The following is a 17,237-nucleotide window of genomic DNA, read 5'->3' as shown; positions in this document are numbered from 1 at the left end:
ATAAATTTGATTTCTATAAATCATGAAAGTGGCAAGTTTATATTTCGCTTGAGAACATCTCGAATATCTCCAGGAATATTTGAAAACAGGTTAACATTTTTACCTTTAAGTAAGTTTTCAAGTTCTTCGATACTAACTAACCAAGTGTTCGGAGATCGCCATTCAGTCACATTTTTGATTGGAGATAAAACTCGATTTAATTGCAGCTGCTCTCCAATTTCATAAAATGGGTGGACTATTCCTTGCTCCCCAGCATTAGCCCAGTCTAGGGCTGATGGTTCGGCTCTGTTAGGTGTAAGAAACGTGTAAATTTTGGTGTCGTGATTAACATCTGGTATCCCTTGACTAGGATGCTCTAGAACCAGATTTGTTTTCCATGTCCAGGTAGGAATATTAATTCCTTGTTGCTGAAAAGCCTCAGAATTGGTAAACCCTTGATACTTAGAATCGTTGGGGAGAGCATTACTCTTTTTCTGTGGTTCCCAATTTGTGCCATAGCTACCCGCAACAACGTAAACTTGCTTACTATTTTCAGCCAGACCGGTTACTAACTGTTCTATATTGTACCACGCAGAGGCTTCTGCGGGATTATTAGGACTGCTAAAAAACAGATTATTGTCAGCGTTTTGCGGGATTAAGTTGGTTCCTAAAAAAGTGGCTAGGTTGTCTTTGGGATGTCTTGTCCGATCTCCTGAAGGAATTATATGTCCTTTGTTAAAGCCAAGACTGACCCCTTTATTATTTTCATAACTGCTACCACTAATTTGAGGCCAGCCATTAGGTAATGTAGGATCGGCGATGAACTCATCAGCTTGGCGTTTTCCACCAATCCATGATTTATTTACCTGCCAACTTACCCAGTTGGGGGTTTTAGTCGTGCGATTGTAAGATACTGCGTACTGAGGCTTCTCCAGTAGCAAGTTTTCGCGATAGAGGTTATTTTTTGGTTCTTCAGGACTGTACCTGGCTTCAGAAGGATTACCAAATTTTAGGTGATTGCTCTTAAAGAAAACATCATCTAAATAAACCCGAGTATTCCCCTCAACTTCAAATCTTAGCTTGGCTACCTGACCTCGAAATCGATCTAGCTGATTACTATCTACATGGAAAGTTTCAAACCCACCTCTGCCAAAACCAATTTTGTCAATATCGCTTGCGTATGTCTCTAGTGAATTACCTGGATTTATTGCTAAATCGATTTCTTTGAGAAGATGACTGCCAGTACCAAGAATTGGTTGCCCTTGTGAATTAGTTTCCGGTTGAGTTTCCAACCAGACCTTAAGCTTTCCTTTCCGAAACGGTGCGTGGAGGTTAAATCGCAAATCTCCCCATTCTGGCATCACAAAATAGTTGTGTACGATTTGCCTTGTCCCACCATCTCCCATTCTCAGGGCAAAATTAGGTCGATCTACATCGTAGCTTATGGCATCTAAGTAACCGCTACTTATTAAGTCTTTTAAGTTTTCTAAGCCTGGTATTGTCCTATTCTTTGCAACTTCTTCTCCGATAGTGTACCAATCGACTAAGTGGGATTGTAAAACATCCTCAGATGAACCATTAAATAAAGACCAACCTGGGATAGTATGATCCGACTTTCTAAAAGCAATCGCATCAAAATTCCCGTTAAACAAAGTCGGAACCGCATAATCACCCCGCATCCGAGTTCCGAAGGACTTAGTGATATCTGTGTAGGTATTATCTTCGGAAACAGCAGCCCGATTATTCTTCAGGTAATTCTCAAAATTACTCAGCTCATTTTTCCCTTTCTTGCCCCCAAAATCGTAAGGACGCAGTTGAGAGCCTCCCCCTAAAACAGAATGAAACCAACCCGTACCGATTCCTTCCCAAGGTGCATTAGTATCACCATTACCGCCAGTAAAATTAGCATTGGTATGGTCGGGGGTATACCAAGTCTTAGTCACATCGGTGATATTATTTGCTGACAAATCTCCCAAGCGGCGGTAAATTCGATCGCCATTTTCTGATGGCAACCGACTTTCATTGAGATTAGCCGTTCCCGCATACCAAGCCCCTGCCGTCCGATGGGAAGCACCGGCCCCGTTATCCGTAAAACCAGCCAGATTGTTAAGCGAAACATTCCAATCTGACTTCCAATTCGTTCCAGAAAGTACCCGCCCGTTAAGAGTATTCCCGATACCATTAGTTTGGTAGTAATTGTCAGCATAGGTGACATTATTCCATACTCTGATTTCCGGGTCGAGAATGTTACGGTAAGTTCCTTCTAAAGAAATAGACTTGTAATTGTAAGGGTCAACAGTCGTCACCTGCAAATCGCGATTTGCAGGACTCGTACCGCCAGCATTAGGAAAAAACGTACCCAAACGCTGAACGATTTCGCTGTTAACTACAGCCCCCTGCCCGAAACCAACAAAATGTAACGGCGAGTTGAAAACACTGCCGCTCGTGCGGATTAATTTACCCATACTGTCATAGAGGCGATTTTGGCTGCCTACAGAACCGCCTTTTTCCAAATCGAGTTGTACCATTGAAGCAAATAAACTATCTGCGGCTGCTTCAGCAAAGCCTGAATTATAAAGCCTTTCCTGTTCGATTCCTTCCATCCAATCAGCCAGCAGCACTAATGGCTTGCCAGTTTCTGGAGAACGAGAATTGCTATTAAATATCCAGTCGTTTCCTTGGGGACTAACTGATTGCCACTTGCCCGTAGCCGGGTTGTATTTTTTAACGGCACCGCCCGCATCGTAAATGTGTTTTGCTACTCCATTCAGTTGGCTGTCAATTAGTTGGCTGTGTTCGGGATTTGCTTTATTTTCTGGTTCTAAGCCTCGCGTTAAAACAGTAACGCTGCTGAAAGTATTACCACCAGAAATCGGAGTCGGCAGTAAAGTCTTAAACTTATTGGTAACAACTTTTCTTTTCCCTCCATTCGTCGTAGCTTCCACAGCCCAATGATATTCCTGACCAGCTGTCAACATTCGATCGCTAGAAAGAGTAAACTCCTCTGAAGAACCAGCCTTAGTTTTCCCATCCCAAGTCCACGTACCCTTTTCCCATTGAGCAGTCAGGATACGATTCGGATTGTAATCTTTGTCGTCCTGCGAATTTAACCCATCCCACCGATCGCCGGGCAACAAGCCCTTCCCTTGCGGAAAAACGCTTACATAAAGATTGACCTTCTCGACATCAGTATCGGGCTTAAAACCAGGAAGACCGCAGGGTTCATTCTCACCCTTCAAATCCCACCTAAAAGTAGGAGTTAAAGGATTGCTATCATTCTTGCTATCCCCGATCGGTCCTTTTAATTCCAACCAGTTTTTAGCAGAAGCGATCGCCAAACCTTTAGGATTTCCGCCGATACCAATGGGAGCGCGTTTCGTGCCATCCGGGATACCAAAACCAAAGTTATTAATCCAATTTCCTTCGATAATTTCGTAGTCGGCCGCAATACTGACTCTAGGGTTGATATCGTCAATAGGCACGCGGGCGAGGTCGGCAGTTGTCGCATTTCGCTGATTGCTTGCCTGGAAACCCCAAGTATCCACACCCCTGTCCCGTGCGTCAAGCTTGTAATTGCCCGGATTCTCTATAGCCTTAATCATTTCCTCCACATCGAAAACGTAGGAACTTCCTCCCAAACCGAGGGTGGGATAGGAAGCAATCAAATATTTGCCGTCACTCGAAAGCGCTAGGTTGTTAGTTAAGCTGTCGGGAATCGGTCGAGTCGCAGCCACCAATTGAGGATTGGGCCCCAGCGGGTTTGCGATAATGCCTATATTTCCACCCTCGCGCGTATTTATCTTTGCCCTAGAGTTGCGACCGGCAACAAAGGCATATTTCCCGTCTTGCGTTACTGTTACAGCCACTGCCTCGTTGACATCAAAATAGTCAGTGGCCACGCCCAGCGCCAAAGGAGCGTAGTTGACTTTAGCACTAAAATTGAGGGGGTCATCAGACTCAATTTCGAGTACCCCGAAGCCTTTGCCGTCATCTTGAAGCTTGATCTCCTCCCCATTACTTATGGCGCGGATACTAGCAAATCCGTTGGTGAACACCATTTTTTTCGGATCGGAAGTAGCAGCTATGCCCTCTGTCTCTGATGTGGTGGGAATTACTTTAATCTGCTGGTGCCACAGGCGAGTGTTAGGGCTTCCAGTCTTAGGTTGGTCGGCGGGGTCAATGTTGACAGCGTAAATGCGGCGGTTAGGTGTTTGTTCGTTATTGTCGGAACCCGTGGCGAACAGTCGCCGCCCGTCGCTGCTGATAGCTAACTGACTCAATCCCAGCGGCGATGTGACGTTAATTGTTTGGACAACGGTATGATAAGTTGCCGAATTCGGGTTAATGTCGAGAACGTAGATGTTGGGGCGATTTTGGTCGGCAATGTAAGCATAATTGTCTTTGGGGTCAATAACAATAGCTTGCGGTCTGGCTCCATTCGGCAAGCTAATCGCATCGACAGTCTCCGTTTCAGGAGTAGTGTCTATCTCTCGCAGGGCTATCAAATCCACCACAGACACGCGGCCGGTGTCGCGCAGAGTCACGTAGGCGCGGGTAGCATTGTTAGTAGGCGCGATCGACTCCGGTCGGTCTGATGGGATATTAGGATTACCCACAGGAATGTTAATAGCAACCGCCAATTTATCGCTGGTCTGGGTTTCAACAGTTGATAAAGGGTCTTTGAGATTAATAACGTTGATTTTGTCGCCCGTGCGTTCGGTAACCAGCGCCAATTCAACGCAGGTAGGAGCGAGGCGGATATTTTCTTCACTTTCTAGTTCGACAATTTCGTAATCTCCAACGCCCAGTCCGAAGCGCTTTTTCTGCTTTCTCGACACTACAATGCTGGATTCGCCGACGGGTACGGTAATCGGAATTTTGACAGCAATTTTGTAGCGATTTTCTCCTAAATCGGTGTTTTTATCCGGTATCAAAATGCCGGGATAAGTTTTGTCGCCGACGCGGAAGCTGACAGTTAAATCCTCAAATTCACCGCCCAAATCATTGGAGTTATTCAGGAAATTGCTGCCTGTCAGGACGACGGTTGGGTCGCCATTTTCCAACTTAAATTCAGCGGATTGAAGCACTGGAGGTGCGAAGGGGTCTGCGGGGAATAATGTGGGTATATTTAGAGTCGCTGTGACGCTGGGAATCCCTTCTGGGTCGAGTTCGACGCCTGCATCCGTGACTACAGGTAAACCGACTTGTGGAATGGCGATGACTTTCAATCCAGATTGCAGGTATTTAGCTAAGTAAGCAAGGAGTAAGATTGTACCGGCGAATTGAGCTGTGGTGATGGCGGCGATACCGATTAAACCCGCATTGGCTGCTAAAAAGCCGCCTTGGAGACCGAAGTTAGTCGAAAGGTTAATTGCTGCTGTACCGCCACTAGCAGCCAGCGAACCGGTGGCGGCTTGCGAAATGCCGAGATTGACCAACTGTTGAACTGTCGGAGCGCCTACTAACCCCAGGGGCAATGCAAACATCGCATATTCGCCGCTTTCCAAAATGCCGCTAAAGGGCGGAGAGTTAGTTCGGATGGTGCCGTTGGCATCGACTACGCCGGATTCTTGAATCAGCCAAGTTGGGTTTTGAATATTGTTAGCATCGGGGAGCGAACCTTTTCGCATGAATAAAATTTCGGTACCGGGAGATAAGCCGGCGGGGGCTGGAATTGCTAATTGAGCGGGCAATTTCAGAGATTCATCACCCAAGTCTAAATTGAAGCCTCCGGCAAACTGCAAACCGTCGGGAAGTTGTAGCGATAGAGCATTGCTGGTTAGAGATGTCAAGCTAATAGCTGTATTTTCGGCAAGAGCACTCCTCGGCACCATCACAATTGAACCGTCACTGCCAGAAACTGCACCGCCATTTACTCCTAAAATTGTTCCGGCGGCGGCAGGAAGGGAGACTCGTACTGGCACGACTTGTTCGGCTGCTCCGTGAATGACGGTGACGTTAGTAACTCCTTCTTCTATTGCAGTAATAATGCCGTCTGAATTCACTTGCAATAAGTTGGAGTTTCCGGGGAAATAGCGAGTTCCTACTGAGCCGAATTTCAAATCGGGGGATTTGATGATATTTTCAATTCCTACTAAAAGCGAGCGTCCCATTCCGGCTGTCATGGTGACTGCTTTGGGATAGACATTCAAACCGTTAATCTCGGCTAGTGCTCCATTGAATTCTGCATCGTTGGTGGGGGCTGGCAATTTTCCAACTCGCACCGCTGTTACTGCTTGCAAGTTATTTCGAGATGCACTCAAAATTGAAGTGCCGTTGGTTAAACCTGTCACTTTCCCGGCTGCGTCTATTGGTGCTACTTCTGGATTTATTGAAGTGTAAGTTAGATAAGAATCTGGGAGCACTACACCTTTTTGGTCGGCAAAATCTCCGAGCACAACTAATTCCGTATTTTCTCCTGCATTGAGTCGGGGATTTCGCTTCACAAAATCTAGATTTAGCAGAGGAACATCGCTGACATTGACTGTCACCCGCGCGGGCGTTGAACTCCCAAAAGCATCGCTGGCAAGGAAATCAAAGCTGGCAATTCCAGAGAAACCGGTTGCTGGTTTAAAGGATGCTTTGTTAGTTAAGGGATTGAAAATTACAGTGCCGTTTACTGGACCCTGGACGCTAATTGTCAGAGGGTCGCCCTCTGCATCTGTGGCAAGATTTTCTAATGAAATAGTTGTCTCTAATTCTGTATAAGTCCGAGCGCTTGTCGGTGAAACAACGGGCGGATTGTTGTCAGAATTCGGGGGATTGGCTTCGGCGAGCAATTGCTGTCCTAAAGCTGTATTGCGCCATTCTCTGTCAGGGTTGATGACTGTATCTAGCAGCGGTGCGTTTCCTGTCGCGCCGCTAATTTTAAAGATTAGGTCATTGTAATCTCTGTCCGAGTTAGAAGGCGACATATCTTCCAGGGCAAAGGTGTTGCCGCTGCCGGTAATGTCGGCTATTTGTAGCAGATGAGCGGTATCGTTGGGATTGGCTGTGGCGATACTGAATAAGGGGCGGTTTTCGGGGAACAAATTTCCCGAATATGAGGATTGGAAGGATGATTGTATTGTAGCGTTGGGGACTAACATGACGGCAAAGGTGTCGCCTGGTAGCATGGAGAAAGTTTTGATACCCTGATATTCGCCGCTGCCCCAATCCCCGTCGAATGGCATCGCACCGGTGAATTTTGCTCCTTCTTGCGAGTCGCTGATTACAACGTATCCGTCGGTGGAATTGCTTAAAACTCTACGGGATGCTTCGGCGATGAATTCTGGAGTTCCGGGTGTGAATGCGGACATTCCGGCTAGGCTGAAAATGCCGAGTTCGCCTTGAAAGGAGCCGCCGTCAAATACATAGTCAAATTTGACTTTTCCTTGGTTATCTACAAGGAAAGTCCCACTGGGTGAGTTGGCTGTTGTTGTTATTGATTGAAAAGTTGGGGAATTGGTACTGCTTTGGAAGTTGCCAGTACGCTGTTCAGTTTTTACGCTATAATTTGAGTTGGAAATTAGCGGTTCTGGTTCGAGAGAATTAACAGCAACTGGCAGGGTTTTCTCGGTTTCTAATTCGGCTGCTGTGAAGGAAACAACGATGTCCCGTTCGATTGTATCAGCAGTGAATTCTGCTGGTTTTAGCAAATCGGTTTTTGTTGGCAATTGTTCGGTTTCAAGTTCTCCTGTTATTTCAGCGACCGGGATGTCCATAACCACCGTGCCAGAATTGATTTCTGCGGTAATAATCGACTCGTTTTTTGTGGGCAATTCTTCGGCTGTGGTAGAAACATTGGAGTGGGTTTCTTTTGGTGATTGTTCGCCCACATTAGAGCTGAGTAAGTCTGTTTTTGCAGGAGAATTTTCTGCAAGTGGAGCGATAATTGACTCTGTTTCTGCGGGAGGTTTAGAAATGCTTGCAGTTACAGTTGTGTCGGTTTTGATTAATTCAGCATCTGCTGATAGACTGACAATAGATTCTGTTTTAACTGGCTGTTTAATTTCCGAAAGTGAGTCAGTATTGTTCGGAGTTTTTTCTGGGGTTTTAACTGCTGCTGTTGCTGTCGTTACCGCTACATTTTCACTGGCTGCTGTTTTTGGTGTTGCAGCAGGTTCGGTTTTTAATGGGTCAAGTTTTCCTGTATCATTCTGTTTGTCAGTTAAAGATTGAGTAGCGGTTTGTACTGGATTTTTTAAATCTGTTGATTTGACTTCTTCTCTGATATTAACGTCAGGTGAAACTGGGTTAGATGTGGCCCGAATTAATGGGGCTGTTGCGGGCTGTGTTGTTGGTTGTTGAGAATTTGAAGTGGGTTTTTCGGTCGCTATTGCATCGACTGTTGGCGATTGTTTTTCGGAATCTATCTTGTCATCAGTTTTGGTAACTGGCGACTGTTTGTCTGTAGAGGTTTTATCAGTCGAGGGTATGTTTGGGCTAGCTGCAACTGTTTGGGTTGAATTTGTTACTGCAATTTTATCGGATTCTTCTGATGAATTTGTACTGCGCTCTGGTATTATGGTTGATACAGTTGCGGGTGCTGTTTTGTTCGGTTCTAATTTATCAGTCGGTGATACAGTTACAGGTACTGTTTTATTTGGTTCTAATTTATCAGTCGTTGATGCAGTTGCGGGTGCTGTTTTGTTTGGTTCTAATTTATCAGTCGGTGATACAGTTGCGGGTGCTGTTTTGTTTGGTTCTAATTTATCAGTCGGTGATACAGTTGCGGGTGCTGTTTTGTTCGGTTCTAGTTTATCAGTCGGTGATACAGTTACAGGTACTGTTTTATTTGGTTCTAGTTTATCAGTCGGTGATACAGTTGCGGGTACTGTTTTGTTCGGTTCTAGTTTATCAGTCGGTGATACAGTTGCGGGTACTGTTTTGTTCGGTTCTAGTTTATCAGTCGGTAATACAGTTGCAGGTGCTGTTTTGTTCGGTTCTAAATCACTTTTAAGTATAGCCTCTGACGGTAAGGATGTTTTTTGATCTTCGGGTTTTGAACTTGTTTCAGCGGTTGCGGGTAATGGTGTTTTGGGAGCAGCTTTTTCGCTCGTTGTGGATGTAGTTACAACGGGTGAGATTATTCGATTCGGGTTGGTCAGGGGGTCTCCTAAATCCGAGTCGAGTTTACCAATTAGGGGGTCAATTTCAGAAGTTGTTGCATCCCTGGAGTAGCTGTTAGTTTTGGGATCGCTGGTTTGAGCAGAAGGTATGCTGTTAAAAGCGGAGGCTTTATTAATAATCAAAGCATCAGCCTTTGCTAGACTAAATTCGTCTTTGGGCTGCGAAGCGGTTTCTATTAAGTTAAGTTGTTCGGAGTTTTCAGGTTCGCCCGGAGTTTGATATAAGAAAGGTTTTGAGGTTTTAATTCCCGGCAGGAGCGCGGGCTTTGTCGGGGCTAGTCCGGGAATTAAGGATTCCAGTTCTTCTATTAAAGGTTCTCCAATCGGGTCTTTCCAAGGCACTCTTGGCACTCCTGATTTGAGGGTTAATTTATTTTTAATTCATTATCTAGCGGTTAATAATTTTTATTATAGGTTGAATTCGATTTTAAACAAATTAGTGAAAGTACAGAATTTTTGAGTTTTTTAGACTGTTGCTAGTCAGTTAAATCTATGTATATTTACTGAGAGTTATTTAACTTATGCTAAATCTTTATGAAAATAACTGTTTTCACGTAGGAAAATACTTCAATCATGTTGGAAAATACTTAAATTAACTCATCCACCGCCACGTCGCTTCCCGATCGCCCGTTTCCTCTAGCTCTGGAATTCCTTCGATGTCGAAATGAGTTAGCTGTTACGCATTTAAACCACTAACGAAGTCAGCTCGATCGCTTATTATACAAGGGAAACGCTGGGGGCTGACGCACCCTACAATTTTAAAGGTGCGATCGCCAATTCAAACTAAAACCCCAGATCCATCTTAGCAGCTTCAGCCTCTGCAAATACATCTGCGTCGGGCATTTCTTGCCAATCAATATCACCAATTTCCCTATAAAATTGTTCATCATAAGGGCGAGTTTGCACAACCACCGGCATCGGTACCGCGTGCCCCAAAACTAATGCTTGCTGTTTGGAATCTAGTTTAGCCAAAACCGATCGCAAACTTTGGCCACCCGAAACACCAGTAAAGATAGCATCAATGTCTTTGTCGTCGTTGAGTAAAGCCGTGATGCGAGTGCCCACTTGCGACATGACTTCGCCATCGATACCGGAGGGGCGCTGGTCTACAATTAGTAGAGTTACGAAGTATTTTCGCATTTCACGGGCGATCGTACCGAAAATGGTCGATCGCACGATCGCCGGATCGAGAAAACGGTGAGCTTCCTCAATGGTAATCACTAAAGGCTGCGGGCGATCGCAGGGATTCTTACTCTGCAAAAACTTCTCAGCTTTCCGCACATAAGCTTGGTGAATGCGGCGAGTTATCACATTTGCTGCTAACATATAAGATAGCAAATCCGAGTGGGAACCAAACTCAATTACCACATTTTTGCCACTATCCAAACACTGCAAAACCTCACTCACATAATTTTTAGGACAGCGTTTGCGAATATATTTTAAATCATTTAATCTCTCTAACTTCCGCTGCAAAGCCATGATCGAAGACTTATTTCCCCGCTTCTCATCACAAAATATTGAAATATCTTCATTGCTCATTTCCAGCAACTTATTAATCCAACCAGTGCCCAATTCGTTTCGCAAAATAATCGCATTTTCGATACTAGCTTCGGACAGATTCAACTCCCGCTGTACCAAAGAGATATCTTCCACTTCAATTTGATCGAAACTCAAATATAATTCTTGAGCATCGCGGACACCCCGGCGTTTTGTCGATTCTGGATCGAGGGTATAAATCTGAATTTGACTCGGAAATAACTGTCGCAAACCTTTGACAGTGCTAAATTGTTTCCCTTCCGAAACTGCTTCCCAGCCGTACTCGGAGTGCATATCAAAAATTAGATTAACCGCAGCTTGTTTGCGAATAATCCCGGATAATAGCAAGCGGGTGAGGAAAGATTTGCCCGTTCCAGATTTACCAAAAACTCCGTTGCTGCGTTCGACAAATCTATCTAAATCTAAGCATACAGGAACGTCCATGTCAATGGGTTTGCCGATCGCAAAATTGCGGCGATAGGGGTCATCTTCCCAGCCAAAAACTGCCCGAAAATCGGTTTCTTTGGCATCAAACACCTGGGAAAAGTGGCTGGGAATAGTTTTAACTGGCAATAGTTCCATGTCAGCGCTGCTTTGTGGCTGCAAAGATCCTAAGCTTTGGAGACCGGATTTTTTACCGTTAGTTGTGCTGGAGTTCGGATTGAAAATTGCCTGCTGTTTTTCTCGTTCAGCAGTCAGCATCAACATCGGCGCTAGTTGAATTGTACCGTAGGTGCTGCTACCGGCGAGGACTGCAATCAGAAAATCGTCGTTGGGGTTGGGAGGATTGGATAAAATGCGATCGCTGGATGTTCCCAGAGACACGTCGGTAAGCATACAGAAAAAGTGCGATCGGACCCCGCGCACTACTAAAAATTTCCCCACTCTCATATCTTCTACCGAAACGTCGGCGTGCAGTCGCACTTCTAATCCCTTGCTGAGGGAACCTTGAATAACAGATCCTAAAGGTTTGTCAGTAGTCATTAGTCATTAGTCATTAGTTATTGGTCATTAGTCATTAGTTATTGGTCATTAGTCATTAGTTGATTTTATTTATCCGCACTCTTTATCTTACAGTTATTAGTTGTTAGTTGCTAACAATCACTAATGACTGCTGACTAATGACTAATTACTCTTCTGATTCCCATGGCAGTTCAAAGAAACTCGGACTCAGATGGATATCAGTCAAATCCGTTTCGCTCAAATGAGCATCAGTTAAAAATACTACCTTAAAATTTGCCCCTTTCAGGTTTGCCCCTTTTAGATTAGCACCTTTGAGATTAACTCGAAATAAATGAGCATCGCTCAAATCTACCTCAGTTAAATCGGCTCCTTCTAAATTTACCCTCACTAAATCTGCTTTTCTGAGGTCGGCTTCGTTCAACTTAGCGCCACTGAGATCGGCTTTTGTCAAGTCTACACCTCTCAAGTCGGCTCCGCTTAAATTAGCGAACAACAAAATCGCGCCGGTTAAATCTGTCTCCCTCAAATCGGCATCGCTCAAATTAGCACCGCTGAGGTCAGCCCTAGTTAAGTCTACACCTCGGAGGTCTGCTGACCTCAAGTTTACTTCGTGCAAAATTGCGCCGCTTAAATCTGCTCCTCTCAAATCGGTTCCCTCCAAGTTTGCACCTTTGAGGTAAGCTTTTTTCAGGCTAGCTCTGCTGAGGTCTACATTTTTGAGGTTGACTGAACTTAAGTTAGTTCCGCTCAAATTAGCTCCGCTTAAATCCAATCCGTTCAAGTCTGCTCCCGTCAAATTTAAACCTTGTAGCGATACATTGGGAGCAATTAAATAAGCGCCGGCAATCCTGGGGTCAATACCTTCTGAAAACAATGTTTTGTTGCTATAAACAGCTTTTTCCAAAATCGCGCCATTCAAATTAGCTTCCCTCAAGTCTGCTCCGCTGAGGTTGGCTCCTGTTAAGTTGGCTCGCTCCAGTTTGGCTCCAAATAATATAGCTTGGCACAGGTTTGTCCGGCGCAAATCCGAGCCTTTTAAATCAACTCCAGTTAAATCTACCATAGACAGATTTAAGCCTGGGAGTGAAGCATTGGGAGCTAGTAAAAATGCTCCCATTGCACTGGGGTCAATATCGTAGGGAAATACTGTCCGATTGTTGTAGACAGCTTTGTCTAAAATTGTGTCGATCAACTGGGCACCGCGCAAATCTGCCCCACTGAGGTTGGCTCTGGTGAAGTTTGCTTCTTGGAGATTCGCTCCAACTAAATTGGCTTTAATTAAACTTGCTTGTTGGAGGTTGGCTCCCAACAGTTCAGCTCCTACGAGAGTAGCTTCTCTAAGCACCGCACCAGTCAAGTCGGCTTTGGTGAGGTTGGCTAAATTAAGAAATGATTCTGCTAAATCTGCCCCCCTGAGATTGGCAAGGGTGAGGTCGGCTTCGATCAGGTCTGCATACCTCAGAATAGCATCGCTGAGGTTGGTTTCTCTGAGGTCAGTTCCTCTGAGGTTTGCTCCTTTGAGTTCTGCACCGCTGAGGTTGATGCCTTTGAGGGCCTGTCCTCTGAGGTCGAGCCGATTGAGAAAGTCACCAACGTTCATTTCCATTAGCGATAAGTAGTCTGGTCTGCTGTTTTTTGATACCAGGAATATGCTGGCATCAACTAGCATTATTCTGGAACTTACACTTATTTTTGCTGGATTTTTGCCTAGATTCTCCCCTGGGCGGGAGGGGAGTTTCATTCTACATTCTCGGTTTAGGGAACAGGGGCAAAACTGTAAATTTTTTGAGGTTTGAGCCGATCGCAAATTCCGACTAATTCTGACCAAGGGAATGTCTCGCGATCGAGCTGGACTTGCAGGATTTTGAGCGGATCGGAACCGGAGGAAACCATGAATTCTAATGTTTGCAAGTCTTCCCAGGTGCTGATTTCGCTGAGAATTTGGGCGATCGCCTTGACATAAGGGTGACTTGGTTCTTTGTACCAATCGGTGGCGGCGAGTCCAGCTTGGTCGAAGCCGAGGTGAAAGATTAAGGAACTTTCTCCGAATAGGGCGATCGCCACGGGGCGCGCTTCTTCTTGCAGCAATAAATCCCGATTTGCCGCCAAATGCCGCAGTTTTGCCAGGTGTTCGTACTTCCTAGCAATTCGAGATTGCAGTCCCGGAATTAAAACTTCTTCTCCTTCCTCCTTCTTCCCTCGAGGTGCCGCTAGCGTAGTCGAAGAGCCTTCTGCCTTCTTCCCTCTGCCTTCTTCCTTGGTTTCGTCCCACTGAATTGCCACTGTGACTAGATAAGTTTGCAATAGCATATGACCTAGTTTTTCAGCTTTTGTTGCCAGATAGATAGAGTTATAATCTGTGGCTTCAATTAATAGGGGGAGGCGATCGACTACTTCTATACCATAACCTTTCAAACCTGCTATTTTGCGAGGATTATTAGTAATTAACCGGATTTTTTGGACTCCCAAATCATTGAGCATTTGTGCTCCCACACCGTAGTTCCGCAAGTCGGCGGGAAAACCCAAGCGCTCGTTGGCTTCTACGGTATCAAACCCGATATCTTGTAGCGAGTAAGCTTTGAGTTTATTCACCAGTCCAATGCCCCTACCTTCTTGGCGCAAGTAAACTATGATGCCAGAACCTGCATTTTCAATCATTTTCAGTGCCGCTTGCAGTTGCATTCGGCAGTCACAGCGCAGGGAACCCAAAGCATCGCCGGTCAGACATTCGGAATGCACCCGCACCATCACGGGTTTGTCTTTAAATTCTGCTGGATCGCCCTTGACAACGGCAACGTGTTCGGAGTTGTCTTGAGTGTCGCGGTAGGCGTAAATCATAAACTCGCCGAATTGAGTTGGCAATTTGGCGACGGTTTCGCGGCGGACAAATCGATCGTGCTTCAGTCGGTAACTAATTAAATCAGCAATGCTGATGATTTTCAGGTTATGGGTTTTGGAATACTCGATTAATTCTGGCAACCTCGCCATGGAACCGTCGGGGTTTTGAATTTCGCAGATGACACCGCTGGGATAGAGGCCTGCGAGTCTGGCGAGGTCAACGGAGGCTTCAGTGTGGCCAGCGCGTTTGAGGACGCCACCATCGATCGCCCGCAGGGGGAAAATATGACCGGGACGACGCAAATCTTGAGGTTTGGTGTCGGGGTGGATGGCTACTTGGATGGTGCGAGCTCTGTCTTCGGCGGAGATGCCGGTACTAACGCCATGGACTGCATCGATGCTGACGGTAAATGCGGTTTGGTTGTTGTCGGTATTTTTGGTGACCATCAGGGGCAGTTCCAGGCGATCGAGTCGATCGCCCGTCAAGGCTAGACAAATCAAACCCCGTGCGTTCACTGCCATGAAATTGATATTATCTGGCGTGGCGAATTGGGCCGCACAAATGACGTCGCCTTCGTTTTCGCGGTTTTCGTCATCGACTACTACCAGGGCGCGACCTGCTTTGAGGTCTGCGAGAGCGCTGTCGATGGAGTCAAATTGAAAGGATTGAGTTGAGGTGTGGTTATTGGGCACTGAGAAGTTCAAACTATAAACAGTAATGTTATGGAATCAGAGTGTATTTTTGATTGTAACCTTTTGTTTCCGACAGGGGGATTGGGCGATCGAGATGAGTTTCCCCATCTTTTTGAACTTGCCTACTATACTAATTGCATTTTGTCAACAAAATATCTCCCATTTCAAGACATTGATGGATGTTGTCGATCGCACCCATAGACGTGACAATACTCCGACAGCTTGCGCTGCGTCGCGGACTAAGAATCAAGTCTCCAGTAGATATAAAGCAGTCCTAGAATGACGGGGTTTTAAACCCTATTTCCTGATAGTTAGCAATTTTGTTGAATCGATCAACCTGAAACTATTGACTCGCAAAGGATGGAAATTGATGGGAGTAGAAGGACTTGAACCTTCGACCTTGAGATTAAGAGTCACCTGCTCTAACCAACTGAGCTATACTCCCGCATCTTTGTTAAGATAACATAGCTAGTTTATTTTGGCAATACTTTTTCAAATTTAGTGCGATCGCCCCGCAGAGAATTGCCCTATCTAGCTGTGGTGGAGAGTCTGATAGGGTGATGGGCATTAGGTTTGGGGAAGTGCGATCGGGCAAACACCTCATGTTGTGAAACTCTCTTCTCTTTCCAATCTTCGCGTTCTTTGCGTCTTCGCGGTTCGTTTAAAACTATTTTTAATGACTGATATAGTTTTTATGTTGAATAACTAGCAAATCTAAACTTATTATAAACCAACCAATCCACCAGGGAGGTACTGCCCCTCCTATCCCCGCGTTATCAGCACGGAATCTCGCTTTTCGACTTCTGGTGGTTGGAAGGAAGATGAAGGAATCGAACCCTTACAGTCACCTGTACCCTGGTTTTCTTGCGCCTGTTGCCGGCCATTCAGCGGCATCTTCCGAGGGGTGTCTGACGGGACTTGAACCCGCTAATAACTAGCTTCACGGGCTAGAGTCTGGACCGCTTCGACTTCAGACACCGCAGTGGAATCAAGGAGAATTGAACTCCTAACCTCTTGCGTGCAAAGCAAGCGCTCTACCAATTGAGCTATGACCCCTTTTTTGGTGGATACTGGTCAGAGTCGAACTGACATTTTCCTAGTTGCGAACTAGGAGCTTTTCCCATTAAGCTACAGACCCAAATTTGGTGGATTGCGATCGGATTTGAACCGATATCTTTCTAACAGCCAGTTAGATGCTTTACCAATTAAGCTACGAACCCATTCAGCAGGAGCGGTAGGACTCGAACCCACAACTTTATACACCACATCCCCAAGCTCCCAAAACTAGAGCGTCGCAGCCATTATAAATAGCTAAGCTCAACAATTTTGCACCGCGTTCATACAGAACTTCGCGTATTTTTTCAGCATCCTGGGATTGTTGTCTCCAAACTTCACCAGCATTAGGAGCCGGACTTGTGATGAAATCAACAAGATAAGGTGTTTCTAATAGCATTCCATCATCTTTTCGGAAAACTGGACAATCAGGTGAGTAGATCATCCGATCTGAATACAGGAACGAATGATGAGAGCGATGAAATTCGTAGTGTTCGCGACATTTCAAGATGCTTTTGTAAAGAGCAGAACTGCGTGCTAAACTCTCTTCTTGAGCTTGTGCGCCTTTGAGAAATCCACCACCAGGATTTTTGGCAGAAGCAAAATTAAGGACTCCAATTTTTTGAAATTTTTGTCCTCTTGCCATACGTTCTGCTCCCATCAAAGTCGTCTCATTCCTCACTTCAAATTCAATGTTTGAGAATTGGGGAGTACCATAAAGAACGCTTTGTTTGATTCGAGAAAGAGCATCTGGTTCATAGTATTTTGTCTGTTCAAGACAGGATTCTATTTTTTGAACAAGTTCAATGCGTTGACCTTCAGGAGAGCAGTAGTAGCCGGCTTCAATAATTTTTAGTGTGTCTTGAGCGATCGCAATCCGTCTCATGATTTTTTCTATGATTGTTTAGCAAAACATTAACAAAAATAAGATATCTGGCTTAGTTACAAGCAGATGGCGAGATTTGAACTCGCAAGAAAGCTTTACAAGAGCCTCATGTTGCCAGTTACATCACACCTGCAATTTTGGTGGCGGGGATAGGAGTTGAACCTACTAGAAAGAGGCTT

The 17,237-nt window shown here is 45.3% G+C and carries 6 protein-coding genes and 5 tRNA genes; 1 reads left to right on the top strand and 10 read right to left on the bottom strand.

The window, feature by feature from the left end; all coding sequences use genetic code 11:
* Nucleotides 1-20: 20 nt before the first annotated feature.
* The 4 genes from P2A85_RS22955 to ribBA form a co-directional block, all read right to left on the bottom strand.
* A complete protein-coding gene (locus P2A85_RS22955) occupies nucleotides 21-9,431 on the bottom strand; it encodes a DNA/RNA non-specific endonuclease (RefSeq protein WP_377475678.1) in 9,411 nt (3,136 codons plus the stop codon).
* Between the two features lie 441 nt (nucleotides 9,432-9,872).
* Complete coding sequence (locus P2A85_RS22950; RefSeq protein WP_377475676.1) at nucleotides 9,873-11,609, bottom strand: helicase HerA domain-containing protein; 1,737 nt, start codon at nucleotides 11,607-11,609, stop codon at nucleotides 9,873-9,875.
* A gap of 145 nt (nucleotides 11,610-11,754) precedes the next feature.
* Entirely contained in the window at nucleotides 11,755-13,194 is a 1,440-nt protein-coding gene (locus P2A85_RS22945; RefSeq protein ID WP_377481646.1) for a pentapeptide repeat-containing protein, read from the bottom strand.
* A gap of 149 nt (nucleotides 13,195-13,343) precedes the next feature.
* Nucleotides 13,344-15,119 carry a bifunctional 3,4-dihydroxy-2-butanone-4-phosphate synthase/GTP cyclohydrolase II gene (ribBA, locus tag P2A85_RS22940; RefSeq protein WP_377475675.1) on the bottom strand — a complete coding sequence of 592 codons (1,776 nt, stop codon included), beginning with the start codon at nucleotides 15,117-15,119 and terminating at the stop codon, nucleotides 13,344-13,346.
* Between the two features lie 49 nt (nucleotides 15,120-15,168).
* Here ribBA and P2A85_RS22935 point away from each other — a divergent pair, with 49 nt between their 5' ends.
* The gene (locus P2A85_RS22935) at nucleotides 15,169-15,402 is read left to right on the top strand and encodes a hypothetical protein (RefSeq protein ID WP_341730776.1); all 234 of its coding nucleotides are present in this window, start codon (nucleotides 15,169-15,171) and stop codon (nucleotides 15,400-15,402) included.
* A gap of 88 nt (nucleotides 15,403-15,490) precedes the next feature.
* Here the strand turns inward: P2A85_RS22935 and P2A85_RS22930 are convergent.
* From P2A85_RS22930 to P2A85_RS22905, 6 genes are all read right to left on the bottom strand, one after another.
* Nucleotides 15,491-15,564 (bottom strand) — tRNA-Lys (locus P2A85_RS22930).
* A 538-nt stretch (nucleotides 15,565-16,102) separates the two neighbouring features.
* Nucleotides 16,103-16,175, bottom strand: a tRNA-Ala gene (locus P2A85_RS22925).
* Between the two features lie 5 nt (nucleotides 16,176-16,180).
* Nucleotides 16,181-16,257: transfer RNA gene (locus P2A85_RS22920), tRNA-Ala, on the bottom strand.
* Between the two features lie 5 nt (nucleotides 16,258-16,262).
* Nucleotides 16,263-16,339 (bottom strand) — tRNA-Ala (locus P2A85_RS22915).
* Nucleotides 16,340-16,374: 35 nt separating this feature from the next.
* Entirely contained in the window at nucleotides 16,375-17,058 is a 684-nt protein-coding gene (locus tag P2A85_RS22910) for a TIGR02452 family protein (protein WP_377475674.1), read from the bottom strand.
* Nucleotides 17,059-17,119: 61 nt separating this feature from the next.
* Nucleotides 17,120-17,191, bottom strand: a tRNA-Thr gene (locus tag P2A85_RS22905).
* Nucleotides 17,192-17,237: the final 46 nt, after the last annotated feature.

The sequence above is a fragment of the Microcoleus anatoxicus genome (genome assembly GCF_042465725.1).
GTDB classification, from domain to species: Bacteria; Cyanobacteriota; Cyanobacteriia; order Cyanobacteriales; family Microcoleaceae; genus Microcoleus; species Microcoleus anatoxicus.
The sequence above is the reverse complement of the archived record's forward strand: the minus strand, read 5'-3'. Positions and strand labels throughout refer to the sequence as shown.

Bases quoted from the DNA above. Each gene is read 5' to 3' on its own strand.
- P2A85_RS22950 (WP_377475676.1), bottom strand. From the start codon at position 11,609: ATGACTACTGACAAACCTTTAGGATCTGTTATTCAAGGTTCCCTCAGC.
- P2A85_RS22945 (WP_377481646.1), bottom strand. From the start codon at position 13,194: ATGGAAATGAACGTTGGTGACTTTCTCAATCGGCTCGACCTCAGAGGA.
- P2A85_RS22910 (WP_377475674.1), bottom strand. From the start codon at position 17,058: ATGAGACGGATTGCGATCGCTCAAGACACACTAAAAATTATTGAAGCC.